Source organism: Sphingomonas phoenicis, from assembly GCF_047238005.1.
Taxonomy (GTDB): Bacteria; Pseudomonadota; Alphaproteobacteria; order Sphingomonadales; family Sphingomonadaceae; genus Sphingomonas.
Window position 1 is genome coordinate 2,690,318 of record NZ_JBDFMC010000002.1, and the last position, 14,049, is coordinate 2,704,366.

Below are 14,049 nucleotides of genomic sequence, written 5' to 3' on the forward strand. Positions count from 1 at the left end.
CCGACAGACGCGATCGTGGCCGCCCTGGTCTTCGCCGGGGTATGGCAGTCAGGGCGCGCCTGTCCTCAATCCCGCGCCCAGTCGCCGTGCCCGTGTCCGGTGGTCAGCGTCGCGCCGGTGCCGCGTCCGCCGGTTGCGCCTTCCCACCAGTACGGCTTGCGCCTGAAGCTGCCGGTCGCGACCTCGTTCAGTGTCGCGGCATCGTACAGCCGGCCGCCCAGCATCACCTGATGCACCTTCTCGGTATTGCGGATGTCGGTAGTGGGATCGGCGTCGAGCACGACCAGATCGGCCAGCTTGCCCGGCTCCAGCGATCCGACGTCCTTCGCATAACCCAGCGAGGTCGCGGGCATGATCGTGCCCGCGCGCAGCGCCTCGATCGGCGACCAGCCGCCGCGCACGAAGCTCCACATCTCCCAGTGCGCGCCCAGCCCCGGCTGCTGGCCGTGCGCGCCGATCGACACCTGCACGCCCTTGTCGGCCAGCTTCTTCGCCTCGCGCGCGCTCTCGTCGTCGACATAATCGTCCTCCGGCGCGATCTCGCGCCGGGCGTTCTGCGCGGCCAGCAGGGCAGGCGGCGCATGGCGGGTCAGCAGCGGGTGACGCCACACGTCGGTATGCGCGCGCCAGTACGGGTCGCCTGCCGGTCCGCCATAGGTGACGACCAGCGTCGGCGTGTAGTTGGTCTTCGTCTGCGTCCAGAACTGCACCAGGTCGGCGTAGAAATGCTCCAGCGGCACGTTGTGCTCGACGGTCGAGTTGCCGTCCTGCACCAGCGTCACGTCCATCGTGTAGAGCGAGCCGCCCTCAGGCACGACCTCCATCCCCTCCGCCTGTGCGGCGGCGACGACCATCTGGCGCTGCTCGCGGCGCGGCTGGTTGTAGTTCTTCACCGAATGCGCTCCCTGCGCCTTCAGCCGGCGCACGTCGGACAGTGCGTCCTCGTAACTGTTGATCTCGGCATACACGTCCGCCGCCTTGGCGCCGTAGATGATCTCGCCGGTCGAGAAGGTCCGCGGTTGCAGGCGCATGCCCGCCCGTTGCATCTCGGCGGCGGGGAAGATCTCGGCCGACCGCGACGACGGATCGTGCACGGTGGTGGTGCCGAAGGCCAGGTTCGCCATCGCGTTCCAGTTCTGCTCGGGCACCAGCTCGTCCTCGCCCTGGCTGCCGTGCGCGTGCGCGTCGACCAGGCCGGGGATGATCGTCTTGCCGGTCGCATCGACGCGGATCGCGCCCGCCGGCACCTGGACCGATGCGCGCGGGCCCACCGCAACGATGCGGTCGCCGCGGATCAGGATGGTCGCGTCGTCGACGATGCCGCCGTCCGCGCCGCTCATCGTCACTACCCGCGCCCCGGTCAGCGCAACCGTTGCGACGGGTTTCGCGGCGGGCACGTCCATCGACAGCGACACGCCGGTGCGCGGCGTCGGGAACTTGGGCGCTTCCTGCCCTTCCGCGCCCTTGAACGGGGCGGCGGCGAACAGCGCGGCGGTATCGGCCGAATACAGCGTCGGCCCCATGCTCCAGTGGACGCGCCGGCCGTCGTTGGACCAGTTGATGAAGTCCGCGCCCTCGGCGCTGACGCGGGTGACGGGCAGGGCGCCGCCCTTCTTGTCGACATCGACCGCCTGCTTGCCCGGCAGCAGCGGGATCACGAACGCCTCGTAATTCTGCCGGAACGCGACGTAATCGCCGCGCGGCGACAGCTGGTAGTCGCTGACCAGCTCGCCCGACGCGTGCACCCGCTCCGCCTGGCCGTTCAGGTCGGTGCTGACCAACTGGCGCTTGCCCTTGTCGTTGGTGATCAGGAAGACGCGGGTGGAATCGGTGCCGAACTGCGGTGCGGCGGCATCCTTCGCGATCCGCACCGGCGCGCCGCCGGCCGCCGCCACCCGGTACGCGCCGGTGCCGGGATTGCCGCGCGCCGCGGTCAGCTCGCCGCCCTCGCCCTGCTCGAACACGATCGTCTTCGCATCGGGCGAGAAGCGGGGGCGGCGGTAATGCCCCGCCACCGTCGTCACCGTCTTCGCCGCGCCGCCCGCGGCGGCGACCGTCCTAACCTGGCCCAGGCCGGCATCGGTCCAGCCGACGAACACGACCTGCCTGCCATCGCGCGACCAGCTGGGCCACAGCTCCATCTCGTCCGCTCCGCGGGTCAGGCGGCGCGCGGTGCCGCCGGACATCGGCTTGATCCACAGCTTGCCCAGCGTCTCGAACACCACCTGCCGGCCATCGGGCGACACGCTGGCCCAGCGCGGCATCTTCGTCACCACCCGATCGGGCGCGACCTCGACCACGGGGTGCGTCGCATCGATCACCACGCGCGTATCGGCGACGCGGAACGGGATCACCGCGCCGCCCGCGCCGTCCGCCCCCACCCGGCGCAGCTTGCCGCCCGCCCAGAACGCCACGGCCTTGTCGTCGGGCGTCCACGCCATGTTCGGGTACACGCCCGTCACCGCCCAGGTTTCCTGCACGTCGCGGTCCAGATCGTCATAGACGACGCGCTCGACCCCGCTGGCGAAGTCCTTGACCCACAGCTTGGTCCTGTTCGCCTCGCGCCGGACGAACGCGATCCGCTTGCCGTCGTGCGAGGGCGTCGGCCGCACCGATCCGCCGACGCCGCTGACGACGGTCTCCACCTCGCCGGTGCCCATGTCGTACCGCTCGATGTCGAACAGGTCGGTGCGCGAGTTCTGCGCATATTCGAAGATCGGCCCCGGGGTGACGTTGCGCGTGTAATAGATGCCCTGCCCATCGGGGGCGTAGACCGGCTCGCCCAGTTCCTTCTGCAGCTGCTCGCTGGCGCGCTTGACCAGCTGCACCCCGTCGCCGCCGGTCACGTGGTACAGCCACACCTCGCCCGTGCCCAGGCTGCGGCCGGTGGTGAAATGCTTCTTGGCGGCGATGAAGCGGCCGTCGGGGCTCCAGCTCGGCTGGTTGAGGAGGCGGAACTCCTCCTTCGTCACCTGCCGCTTGTCGCTGCCATCGGCGTTCATCACCCAGATATTGTCGCCGCCGCCCCGGTCGCTGGTGAACGCGATGCGGCGGCCATCGGGCGAGAAGCGCGGCTGGTGCTCGTACGGCAGGCCGTCGGCGATCCGGGTCGGGGTGCCGCCCGCGACCGGCATCGTGTAGATGTCGCCCAGCAGGTCGAACGCGATCGTCCGCCCGTCGGGCGACACGTCGACGTTCATCCAGCTGCCCTCGTCGACGTTGATCGCCACCTCGCGCGTGGTCATCCCCCGCGGCGCCGACACGTCCCACTTCGCCGGCTTGGCGGCGGGCGTCGCCGCGCCGGCCGGCGCCGCGGCCGGGGCGGGCGGGGGCAGGGGGGAGCCCGCGTCCGGCACCGGCTTCGTCGCCTCGTTCTCGGGCGCCTGCGTCTCCTCGACCGGCTTCGCCGCGGGCGGCGTGCCCTGCGCGACGAGGCTGGTGGCGTACAGGCAGAGTGCGATGGCCGAGGCCGTGCGGACGATCATGGATTCCCCCTCTTTTTCCGGATCCTTAACCGATGTTCCCGGCGACGCACGCCGGAAAATGCGGATCGACCCCGCGGGGGTCGCCAACCGCTTGCGACCCGGCCATTTTCCCGCGACAACCGCGCTATCACCGGAGTAACCGCATGCGCCGCCGCACCTTCATCGCCAGCCTTCCCGCCGCCGCCCTCGCTCCCGGCATGGCCCGCGCGCAGCAGGGCGCCAGCGCGCCGGAACGGGGCACCGCCGGTCCGGGGCAGGGCGGCGCACCGCAGCCGGCGACCGCCGGCGCGGCGCCGCTGCCCGGTCGCTGGACGGCCGGGCAGGACCGCTTCATCCGCCCCGACGTGCATGCCGGCGATCGCCCGGTCGGCGCCAGCTTCGCCTCGCGCACCGCCGTCTACGGGCTGAACGGCGCCGCCGGCACCGCGCATCCGCTGGCGACGCAGGCGGGGATCGACATCCTGCGGCGCGGCGGCTCGGCGGTCGATGCCGCGATCGCGATCAACGCCTGCCTCGGCCTGCTGGAGCCCACCGCCAGCGGGATCGGCGGCGACGTCTACGCGATGATCTGGGATCCGAAGGCGCGTAAGGTCGTCGGCCTCGCCGGTTCGGGCGCCAGCCCGCGCGGCCTGTCGCTGGAAACGGTGCGGGCGCGCGCGAAGAACGGCGCGCTGCCGCCGCTCGGCGCGATCACCGTGTCGGTGCCGGGCACCGTCGACGGCTGGTGGACGATGCACAAGCGCTACGGCAAGCTGCCCTGGGCCGCGCTGTTCGAGCCTGCGATCGCGCTGGCGGAGGCGGGCACGCCGGTGCCCGACATCGTCGCCTATTACATCCGGCGCAGCATGGCCGCCTTCGCCCGGCCGAACAACGGGATCGAGGAGACGCGGAATGCGCTGCGCACCTGGGGCCTGAACGACGGCAAGGGGCCGCGGGCGGGGCAGGTGTTCCGCAACCCCGATCTCGCCCGCACCTATCGCGCGATCGCCGCCGGCGGGCGCGACGCCTTCTACGCCGGCGACCTTGCCCGCACCATCGACCGTTACTTCAGGCGGATCGGCGGCTGGCTCCGCTACGAGGATCTCGCCGCGCACCGATCGGAATGGATCGAGCCGAACCGCACCGACTATCGCGGCACCACCGTCCACGCGCTCGGCGCCAACACGCAAGGGATCGCGACGCTGCAGATGCTCAACATCCTCGAGCATTTCGATCTCCAGGGCGCCGGTTTCCAGTCCGCCTTGTCGATCCACCTGCAAGCGGAGGCCAAGCGCCTCGCCTATGAGGATCGCGCCCGCTACTATGCCGACCCGCATTTCGCGAAGGTGCCGGTCGAGTGGCTGGTGTCGAAGGAATATGCCGCGCAACGCGCGAAACTGATCCGCCCGGACCGCATCCTGACCCCGGTCCATCCCGGTCAGGCACCATCGAGGGGCGACACCACCTATTTCTCCTGCGCCGACGCCGACGGCATGATGGTGTCGATGATCCAGTCCAACTTCCGCGGCATGGGATCGGGGCTGGTCGCCGATGGTCTGGGCTTCATGTTCCAGGATCGCGGCCAGCTGTTCAGCCTGAAGGACGGCCACCCCAACATCTATGCGCCCGGCAAGCGCCCGTTCCAGACGATCATTCCCGGCTTCGCCACCCGCGGCAGCGATCCGTGGATGAGCTTCGGCGTGATGGGCGGCGACATGCAGCCGCAGGGGCAGACCCAGATCATGGTCAACCGCATCGATTACGGCCTGGAGATCCAGTCGGCGGGCGACAGTCCGCGCTGGCATCACGAGGGCTCGTCGCAGTCGATGGGGGAGGACAGCCCCGGCATGGGGCCGACCGGCCTGCTGCGCCTCGAAAGCGGCGTGCCCATGGCCACGCGCCGCAAGCTGGCGGACATCGGCTGGACGATCGGCGATCCCGACGGCGGCTTCGGCCGGTACGAATGCGTCGAGCATCGCATGGACGGCCTCACCCGCGTCTATGCCGCCGCCAGCGAGATGCGCGCCGACGGCTGCGCGCTGGCCTATTGAACAAGTATCTCCCCTCTCTCGACAAGGGAGGGGAGAAGAAGGGCCGGGCAGCTGCCTGCGCTTGACATTTCCCGCCCGCTGGGCGAGCGCCTTGGGTCGCTGCGCGCGCATGGGCGCGCCTCGTTTCCGGACAACTGCATGCCCTTCGCCGATCTCGGCCTTTCCGACGAACTCCTGCAGGCGGTCACCGATGCCGGCTATACCGAGCCGACGCCGATCCAGGCCGCCGCCATCCCGTCGGTTCTGATGATGCGCGACATCATCGGCATCGCCCAGACGGGGACGGGCAAGACCGCCAGCTTCGTACTGCCGATGATCGACATCCTGGCGCACGGGCGCAGCCGCGCGCGCATGCCGCGCAGCCTGATCCTGGAGCCGACGCGCGAACTCGCCGCGCAGGTCGCCGAGAATTTCGAGAAGTACGGCGCCAACAGCAATCTTTCGATGGCGCTGCTGATCGGCGGCGTGTCGATGGGCGACCAGATCAAGGCGCTGGAAAAGGGCGTCGACGTGCTGATCGCCACGCCCGGCCGCCTGATGGACCTGTTCCAGCGCGGCAACATCCTGCTGACCGGTTGCTCGCTGCTGGTGATCGACGAGGCGGACCGGATGCTCGACATGGGGTTCATCCCCGATATCGAGGAGATCTGCACGAAGCTGCCGAAACAGCGCCAGACCCTCCTCTTCTCCGCGACGATGCCGCCGCCGATCAAGAAGCTGGCCGACAAGTTCCTCGAGAATCCCAAGCAGATCGAGGTGTCGCGCCCCGCCTCGACCAACCTCAACATCACCCAGTGGCTGGTGCCGGTGAAGGCGTCCGCGTTCGAGAAGCGCGATCGCCTGCGCCAGCTGCTCGCGCAGGAAGAGGTGACCAACGCGATCATCTTCTGCAACCGCAAGACGACGGTGCGCGAGCTCAACAAGTCGCTGAAGCAGCATGGCTTCCGTTCCGGCGAGATCCATGGCGACATGGAGCAGCCGGCGCGTCTGGCGGAACTCGACCTGTTCAAGCGCGGCGAGGTCACGATCCTCGTCGCGTCCGACGTCGCGGCCCGCGGGCTCGACATCAAGGGCGTCAGCCACGTCTTCAATTTCGACGCGCCCTGGCATCCGGACGATTACGTCCACCGGATCGGCCGCACCGGACGCGCGGGCGCGACCGGTACCGCCTATACCTTCGTCGCCCCCGACGATGCCGAGAATATCGAGAATATCGAAAAGCTGACCGGCCAGAAGATCGCCCGGCTGGAGGCTCCCGCCGCCGCCGCCCCCACCCCCGCCCGCAGCGAAAGCGAAGCGGTCGAACCCGCGGCCGAGCGTCCCCGCCGCGAGCGTCGGGACCGCCGCCCGGCCGCACGCGGGGAAGCGGCACCGGCCGCCGCTCCGGTCGCGGCACCCGTCGTCGATCGCGGCACCCCGCCGGCCCGCGACATCGCCCGCGCTCCCCGGCAAGAGGCGCGCCCGCCGCGCGACGACCGCCGCTTCGGCCGCGACGACCGGCACGACGGGCCGGACGAGGGCTGGAACGGTCCGATCCCGGACTTCCTGAACGTGACCCTCGCCATCCAGCCGTGATCGAATATGTCCGGGCGGAGCCGGCCGACGTGGCCAGCCCCTGCGTCAATACCTGCACGCTCCACCCCGTTACCGGCTGGTGTCGCGGTTGCGGTCGCTCCGCCGACGAGATCGCCGGCTGGGGTACCCGCGCCATCGCCGACAAGCGGGCGATCAAGGCGCGCCTGCCCGGCCGCATGGCGGCGATGGCGACGCGGAACGACTGACCGCGCGGGTACGAACCGTCCTGTCCGGGGCCGATCGACATCCAGCTTTCAAGTGGAGATCAGGGGCCGGCAAAATCCCCATCTCCCCGCGCAGGCGGTGATCCATACACGCTAGAGTCGCTGTCGATCAGCTTTGTACAGTCGTCATCCCGGACTTGATCCGGGATCCCGCTGACCGGGGGGATAAGCGGGACCCCGGATCAAGTCCGGGGTGACGATCCTGTTGACCAGACCTGATCGAAACCCAGTCTGGCGAACGACATCGAGCCGAACGCGATGCGTCTACCGGTTCCCGCCTGTGCGGGAACGACGGAAACAGGCAATAGCGCTGAACGTCGATCCGTCCCGGGAGTGCGCTTCAGCCAGGATGGATCATCCTTCAGGTCAGCTCGCGCGACGCGACGTCCCGAGCGGGCATCATCGCCGGCTTGCCGCCGATGATCCGCGCCGCCATCGCCGGCCATTCCACGTCGAACCACTGTGCCGCATTCTCCGCGGCGATCGCCTGCTCGGTATTCAGCCGGTCGCTCAGCACCACGTCTTCGTAGGGCAGGAAGCAGGCGTCGATGGTCGAGTAGAAGACACGGGCGAGGGGACAGCGGTCCGCGTGCTTCGACGGCAGCACCACCGCCAGCCGGTTCGAACGCAGCCGCACCAGCTTGCCCGGCGGGAACACGCCGATGCTGCGCATGAAGCGGAAGGTCAGCGACTGGTCGAACTCGTCGGCCGCCGCCTCCATTTCGGCGAGCGCCGCCGCCGGTGTCATGCCCTTCCGATACGGGCGGTCGGAGGTCATGGCATCGTACACGTCGCAGATCGCGGCGATGCGGGCGGCCTGGCTCACGTCGTCGCCAGCCAGCCCGAACGGGTAGCCCGAACCGTCCAGCCGCTCGTGATGGTGCAGGCAGACGTCGCGCGCCAGGGGCGGCATGTCGGTTTCCTCGTGCAACATCGCGAAGCCGAGCTCGGGATGGCGGCGCAGCGCTGCGGTCTCCTCCGCGGTCAGCGGCTCCTGCTTCTTCAGGATCGCGGCGTCGATCGACACCTTGCCGATGTCGTGGAGCAGGCCGGCGGTTCCCATCGCAAGCAGCATGTCTGGTGACACCCCGGCATCCCGCGCCAGCCCGATCATCAGCGCGCAGACCGCCACGCTGTGGGTATAGGTTTCGTCGTCCTTGGCCTTCAGGCGCGTGATGCTGACGAACGCGGCGCTGTTCTGCTCCAGCGTCGTCGCGATGTCGTCGACGACAGCCAGCACCGCCGGGCCGGCGATCGCGCGGCCGTGCAGACAGTCGTCGAACAGCGCCTTCACCGCCTTCGTCGAACGCTGCGCCAGCGCGGTCGCACGCGCGCGATCCGCGCGCCCGAACGCCGCGGGGGCGACGATGCGGGGCGGCATCCCGGTTCGCCCGGGCACGGACGCTGCCGTCGCGGCATGGGACAGGGGATTGATGGCCCGCGCGACGACGCCGTCCAGCCGGCTGGACATCGGGGCCACGACCGCGTCGGGCGATACCGCCGCCGCCGCGACATCGCGGCCCTTGCCGGTATCGATCAGCACCATCACCCCGGCCGCCCGCAATTTCTCCAGCACCTCGGTGCTTTCGATGACGAAGCGGGGTCGCCAGAACGGGTGCGACAGCCAGCTGCCCTCGAAGCCTTGCACGTACATTCCCATCTCGACTTCGTCGGGCCGGATCGATTTCAACATCCTGGTTGGTCCTTGTGCCGGTTCGGCCGCCCATCCTTCCCGCAGCGGGAGGAGTGGCGGACGATCGCGATCGGGGAGGCGACCGATGTCGGAGCGATAGGTCCAGATTGGCTTAATATACGATATGCGAATGTTAAGAGGTACAAAGTCGACGTTCTCTGGTGCTAAAGCACGGTGCTTTACATCTACTTGGTGCGCGAAAGTGTCGACAAGCGCATTTCAGCGTCGTTCGGGGCAGGTCGCGATGTCCTACTGACCCCGGTCTGCGATAGGACGTCGCAATGTCCTTTCATCGTTCGCTCCCTGCCGGATATATGGCAGCATCACTGTCAAAACATCCGCGTTCCGTCGCCGGCGTTTGCGGCCCGCATGGCACAACATCCTCAACGTTCGCGACGGCGATCTATGGGCGGAACGGCCGGCTCAGGAAACGGGATCCGGCCATGCCGAACCGCCACGGCTCGGCCACCGCCTTGCTGATGCCGATGCGCGGCCCCGTCACGATCGCCGGTTTCGCCGTGCGGGGCAGCAGTGCGAACGGCGCCGCGTCCAGCGGCGCGCCGTCCAGCGCACCGGTAATGCCCAGCGCCTGGCACAGCCGGCCGGGCCCGGCGCACAGCAGTCGCGGATCGTCCAGCCCCCGGCGGACGGCCATCCTGTCCATCCCGTCGGTGGGCTCGATCGCCCGCAGCAGCACCGCCGCCGCCGTTTCCGCGCCGCCGACCACGTTCATGCACCAGTGCAGGCCATAGCTGCGATAGACATAGGCATGGCCCGCCGCCCCGAACATCGCCGCGGTGCGCGGCCTCGGGCCGGCGAAGCTGTGCGAGGCGGGATCCCCGGCGTGATAGGCCTCGGTCTCGACGATCGTGCCGCCGACTCCATCGACCAGCAGCCGGCAACCGACCAGCGCGCGCGCCAGCTCGACGACCGGCAAGGCAAACAGGTCATCGACCGCCAGCGTCATCTCGCTTCATGCCTGCCACGGCAATGCGGTTGCACGATACGCAATCGATCAATCATCTTTAACAATTGCATGGATCGATGCTGCGCTGCAAAAGGAGCTGGCCTTTCAGGCATCCTCTCCTAAAAACTTTCACGGCCGGGCTTTGTCCCGGCCTTTTTTTTGGCGTTGCCCGGCGCGATCATTTCGCCGCCAGCGCGATCGACGCCTTCACCGCCGGATCGTCGCGCAGCGTCACCGCCAGTCGCGCGTCCGCCGCCGCCGCGGCCGGCACCGACAGCGTCTCGCCGGTAAAGCCCTCGGGCACCGTCACCGGCCCCGCCGCGCTCAGCAGGAACAGGTCGCGCCCGGCCAGCGTGCAGCGGTCCGTACAGCTGGCCGTGCTCAGTGCCGGCGTCCGCACCAGCGTGGCGAGCGGCTGCCAGTCGCCCGCCGCGTCGCCCTGCATCACCCGGAACCGTAGCGGCCCCGCCGCCGCCGGACCCAGCGCCGCACCCGGCACGATCTCGCCGATCGCCACGCCCGCATCCTGCAGCCGCAGCGGCACCGCCGCGGTCGCCGCGCCCGCCTGCACCTCCACCCGGTCGCCGGGTGCGAAGCGCGTCCCGCCGCCCGCCCGGATCGAGAAGGTCAGCCGGTCGCGCTGCGCCACCACCCCATCGGGCAGGGTCACCGCGACGGGGCCGTCCGCCGGCACCACCGTCCGCGCGATCAGCGTCGCCGCGGGCCGCGCCGGTGCCAGCGTCACCCGCACCGCCGCCGTCCGTCCGTCCGCCAGCGTCACGCGGCCCGACTTCCCCTCCGCCGGCACGGCATCGGCGATCATGGTCAGCCGGTCGCTGCCCGCCGTCCGGCTGAGCGTGCCGGGCCGGAACCGCACGCCATCGACGGCAAGCGCGGTCACCATGTCCAGCCGCGCGCCGGCCAGCACCCCCTCGCGGTCGCCGGCGTGCAGGGTGAAGCCGTCGATCCGCCCCGCCTCGGCATAGGCGACCAGCGGTATCGTCGCCGGCTCGGCCACGCCGGCCAGCTGCACGCGCAGGCTCATCTCGCCGGGCGCCGCGCCCTTCAGCGGCAGCGTCGCGACGACGCCGCTGCCCTTGCCCTCATACTCCACCGGCCGCACCGATCCGTTCGGCAGGCGCAGCGTCATCGCCTCGACACAGGCGGTGCCCGCACCCGTCAGCGGCAGCGGATTGTCGCGCCCGACGACCAGCTCGCCCGCCCCGTCGGCGCCCTTCTCCGGCGCGCGCCAGCTGTCGGCGCGCGGGTTCTGCAGGGCGAAACGCGGCCCCTCGAACGGTTCGAACCCCCAGCGGCCATGCAGCCGTCCGGTCAGCTCGGCGTCGAACTCGCCCGGCTTCAGCGCATCCGTCCGCACCAGCAGGCCGCCATGTTCCGCATCCGACACCAGCGGCAGGTCGATCTCGCGCCCGTCGCGCGCGGTGACGCGCAGCGCCAGGTCGCGGGCATAGGCGGTGGCGTGGATCAGCGGCGCGCCCTCCACCGGCAGCACCAGGCCCGGTCGCGTCAGGCAATAGGCCGCCCCCGGATGCGTCGGCCGCAGCGGCGGGGGACTGGGCGGGCCGACGGCGGGCAACGCCGCGACGAGTACCGATTTGGGCTTCCCGAACGACGGTACCGCGTTCAACAGCAGCTTCAGCCCGTCGCCGTCATGCGTGGCCAGCGCCGGGATGTACTGGTAGTTCGCGGTGCGGAATGCGCCCAGGATCCGCGCCACGTCGCGCACCACGCCGATATACGGGCTGTAATATCCGTATCCGCCCTGCGGTGTCGCGCTCAGCTGATACGCCAGGTCGGTCGGCGTGCCGGTCAGCGCCTCCGCGATCGAGCTGCTGTGCCCGTCGCTCAGCACCAGCGCGTCGCTGCCCCCGGTCAGGCAACCGGCCTGCAACTGCGGCGGCCGCGTCAGGCATTCTTCCTTCAGCCGGATCGACAGGCTGCGGGCGAGCAGCGGCGACACCTGTTCCAGCCGTATGCCGCCCTCGGTGTCGCGGGCGTTGATCGCATCGACATAGGCGTCCAGCCGCGCCCGGTCGAGCGACGCCTGGTTCAGGTCCTGCGACGCGCGCACGAACGCGCCGGGCCGGCCGCGCACCGCATCGGTCAGCGTGCCGAAATCGCCGCCGGTCGCCGGCGCCAGGAACGCCAGCGCCTGTTGCGCGCCCTCCGGCACGGTCACGGTGAGCGTCCGGCCCTTGTCCTTCCACGTCTCCGCCTCGAAGAACCATTTCTTGGGCGGCGGATTGGTCGCCCCGCGCAGGAAGGCGACGACCAGCAGATAGCGGGCGGACTGGTCCTTGGGCAGGTCGGCGGTGATGGTCAGCCGGTCGCCGGCGGTCAGGTTCGGCACCGCCGCGATCGGCAAGGTCGCGGCGTTCTTGTCGGCGCTGTGCGCCACCGTCACGCTCAGCCGCGGTCCGGCCAGGTCGAACGGGGCGACCTGCGCTGTCGCCGGGATGGTCAGGGCCGCCGCCGCCGCAAGGCCGGCGCGAAGGATCGGACGAACATTCACGCCCGCTGCCGTAGCGTCCCGGCAGCATCCACGCCACCCTCTTGCCGGCCCGCCACCCCCTCCGGTACGGGGCGGCATGGCAAAGCAGCGCGCCGACCAGATGCTCGTCGATCGCGGGCTCGCCGAATCGCGGGCCCGGGCGCAGGCGCTGATCATGGCCGGACTGGTGTTCGTTGCGGATCGAAAGGTCGAGAAGCCCGGGCAACAGCTTGCCCCCGACACCGTCCTCGATGTTCGCGGGCGCGATCATCCCTGGGTCTCGCGCGGCGGGATCAAGCTGGCACACGGGCTGGACCATGTCGGCTGGGACGTGACCGGCACGATCGCGATCGACGTCGGCTCGTCGACGGGCGGCTTCACCGATGTGCTGCTGACCGGTGGGGCGGCTCGCGTCTATGCCGTCGACAGCGGGACGAACCAGCTGGCCTGGAGGATCCGTCAGGATCCCCGCGTGGTCGTTCACGAGCAGACCAGCGCGCGCATCCTGACGGCGGCGCACATTCCCGAGCCGGTCGACCTGATCGTCTGCGACGCCAGCTTCATCGGCCTGGCGAAGGTGCTCGAACGCCCGCTGACCTTCGCCGCGCCGGGCGCGCGCCTCCTCGCCCTCATCAAGCCGCAGTTCGAGGCGGGCCGCGAGGAGGTGGGGAGGGGCGGCGTCGTCCGCGACCCCGCGATCCATGACCGCGTCTGCCGCGATGTCGCCGCATGGGTGTCGGCACAGGGCTGGGCGGTCGCGGCGCTGACGACCAGCCCGATCACCGGGCCGGAGGGCAATGTCGAGTTCCTGATCGCGGCGACGCGGGGCAACTGACCGCTTGCTCCTTCTCCCACGCCGAAGTCTGCGGCCGCGTCCCGAAACAAGTCACCGTCTCGCTTCGACACGCGCAACCCGTTGCCGCGTTGCGCGTCATGCGGCAGGAAGATCCCCGTGATCGTCCATCTGGCGGACGGATAGGAGCAGCTGTGGGCGGTATCGCGTCGAAGGGTCAGCTCAGGATGTCGTTCCTGCGATGGGCGGTCGTCACCGTTCCGCTCATCCTGCTGCTCGGCTTCGCCTCCGGCCGCGCGGTCGTCGCGGGGCAAGAGAATGGCTGGTACGCCGCCCTTGCCAAGCCGGCGCAGACCCCGCCCGACTGGCTGTTCCCCGTGGCGTGGACGACGCTCTACGTCCTGCTCGGGCTGGCCGTGGCGATCGTCATCAACGCCCGCGGCGCCCGCACACGCTGGCCGGCGATCGCCGCCTTCGTGGTCGCCTTCGGCCTGTCGCTGGCCTGGACGCCGCTGTTCTTCGGCGCCCACCGGATCCAGGCGGCGCTGTGGCTGATCGTCGCGATGCTGGCCGCGGGCATCGTCACGACGTTCCTGTTCGGGCGCGTACGGTCGATCGCGGCGTGGCTGATGGTGCCCTATCTGGTCTGGATCAGCTTCGCCGGCGTGCTGACCTGGCGGATCGGCCAGCTCAATCCCGACGGGCAGGGGGTTGCACCGCCCCCGCACACCTCCCAGATGCTGTAGAGGCAGACGGCGTCTCTCCGCCCA

The 14,049-nt window shown here is 70.2% G+C and carries 9 protein-coding genes; 5 read left to right on the forward strand and 4 right to left on the reverse strand.

The window, feature by feature from the left end; translation table 11 throughout:
- Positions 1–65: 65 nt before the first annotated feature.
- Complete coding sequence (locus ABC319_RS13900; RefSeq protein ID WP_413070800.1) at positions 66–3,485, reverse strand: amidohydrolase family protein; 3,420 nt, start codon at positions 3,483–3,485, stop codon at positions 66–68.
- Positions 3,486–3,628: 143 nt separating this feature from the next.
- On the opposite strand from ABC319_RS13900, the gene ABC319_RS13905 reads away from it, so the two are divergent.
- The 3 genes from ABC319_RS13905 (at position 3,629) to ABC319_RS13915 (ending at position 7,296) form a co-directional block, all read left to right on the forward strand.
- Positions 3,629–5,515: a gamma-glutamyltransferase family protein gene (locus ABC319_RS13905; RefSeq protein ID WP_413070801.1), complete on the forward strand. Its 1,887-nt coding sequence runs from the start codon at positions 3,629–3,631 to the stop codon at positions 5,513–5,515.
- 138 nt (positions 5,516–5,653) lie between these two features.
- Positions 5,654–7,090: a DEAD/DEAH box helicase gene (locus tag ABC319_RS13910; protein ID WP_413070802.1), complete on the forward strand. Its 1,437-nt coding sequence runs from the start codon at positions 5,654–5,656 to the stop codon at positions 7,088–7,090.
- The gene (locus tag ABC319_RS13915) at positions 7,087–7,296 is read left to right on the forward strand and encodes a DUF1289 domain-containing protein (protein ID WP_413070803.1); all 210 of its coding nucleotides are present in this window, start codon (positions 7,087–7,089) and stop codon (positions 7,294–7,296) included. Before ABC319_RS13910 ends, ABC319_RS13915 begins: the two co-directional genes overlap by 4 nt.
- A gap of 379 nt (positions 7,297–7,675) precedes the next feature.
- Here the strand turns inward: ABC319_RS13915 and ABC319_RS13920 are convergent, their stop codons facing one another.
- The 3 genes from ABC319_RS13920 to ABC319_RS13930 all read right to left on the reverse strand — a co-directional run bounded on the left by ABC319_RS13920 (position 7,676) and on the right by ABC319_RS13930 (position 12,507).
- Complete coding sequence (locus tag ABC319_RS13920; protein ID WP_413070804.1) at positions 7,676–9,007, reverse strand: HD-GYP domain-containing protein; 1,332 nt, start codon at positions 9,005–9,007, stop codon at positions 7,676–7,678.
- 403 nt (positions 9,008–9,410) lie between these two features.
- Complete coding sequence (locus tag ABC319_RS13925) at positions 9,411–9,974, reverse strand: DNA-3-methyladenine glycosylase (protein WP_413070805.1); 564 nt, start codon at positions 9,972–9,974, stop codon at positions 9,411–9,413.
- A 178-nt stretch (positions 9,975–10,152) separates the two neighbouring features.
- On the reverse strand, positions 10,153–12,507 hold the full coding sequence (locus tag ABC319_RS13930) for a hypothetical protein (RefSeq protein ID WP_413070806.1): 2,355 nt from the start codon (positions 12,505–12,507) through the stop codon (positions 10,153–10,155).
- 76 nt (positions 12,508–12,583) lie between these two features.
- Here ABC319_RS13930 and ABC319_RS13935 point away from each other — a divergent pair, with 76 nt between their 5' ends.
- Entirely contained in the window at positions 12,584–13,321 is a 738-nt protein-coding gene (locus tag ABC319_RS13935; protein ID WP_413070807.1) for a TlyA family RNA methyltransferase, read from the forward strand.
- Positions 13,322–13,506: 185 nt separating this feature from the next.
- The gene (locus ABC319_RS13940; RefSeq protein ID WP_413070808.1) at positions 13,507–14,025 is read left to right on the forward strand and encodes a TspO/MBR family protein; all 519 of its coding nucleotides are present in this window, start codon (positions 13,507–13,509) and stop codon (positions 14,023–14,025) included.
- Positions 14,026–14,049 lie beyond the last annotated feature (24 nt).

Excerpts from the sequence above, each read along its gene's own strand:
- ABC319_RS13900 (WP_413070800.1), bottom strand. The coding sequence starts at position 3,485 with ATGATCGTCCGCACGGCCTCGGCCATCGCACTCTGCCTGTACGCCACC.
- ABC319_RS13905 (WP_413070801.1), top strand. The coding sequence starts at position 3,629 with ATGCGCCGCCGCACCTTCATCGCCAGCCTTCCCGCCGCCGCCCTCGCT.
- ABC319_RS13910 (WP_413070802.1), top strand. The coding sequence starts at position 5,654 with ATGCCCTTCGCCGATCTCGGCCTTTCCGACGAACTCCTGCAGGCGGTC.
- ABC319_RS13920 (WP_413070804.1), bottom strand. The coding sequence starts at position 9,007 with ATGTTGAAATCGATCCGGCCCGACGAAGTCGAGATGGGAATGTACGTG.
- ABC319_RS13925 (WP_413070805.1), bottom strand. The coding sequence starts at position 9,974 with ATGACGCTGGCGGTCGATGACCTGTTTGCCTTGCCGGTCGTCGAGCTG.
- ABC319_RS13935 (WP_413070807.1), top strand. The coding sequence starts at position 12,584 with ATGGCAAAGCAGCGCGCCGACCAGATGCTCGTCGATCGCGGGCTCGCC.
- ABC319_RS13940 (WP_413070808.1), top strand. The coding sequence starts at position 13,507 with ATGTCGTTCCTGCGATGGGCGGTCGTCACCGTTCCGCTCATCCTGCTG.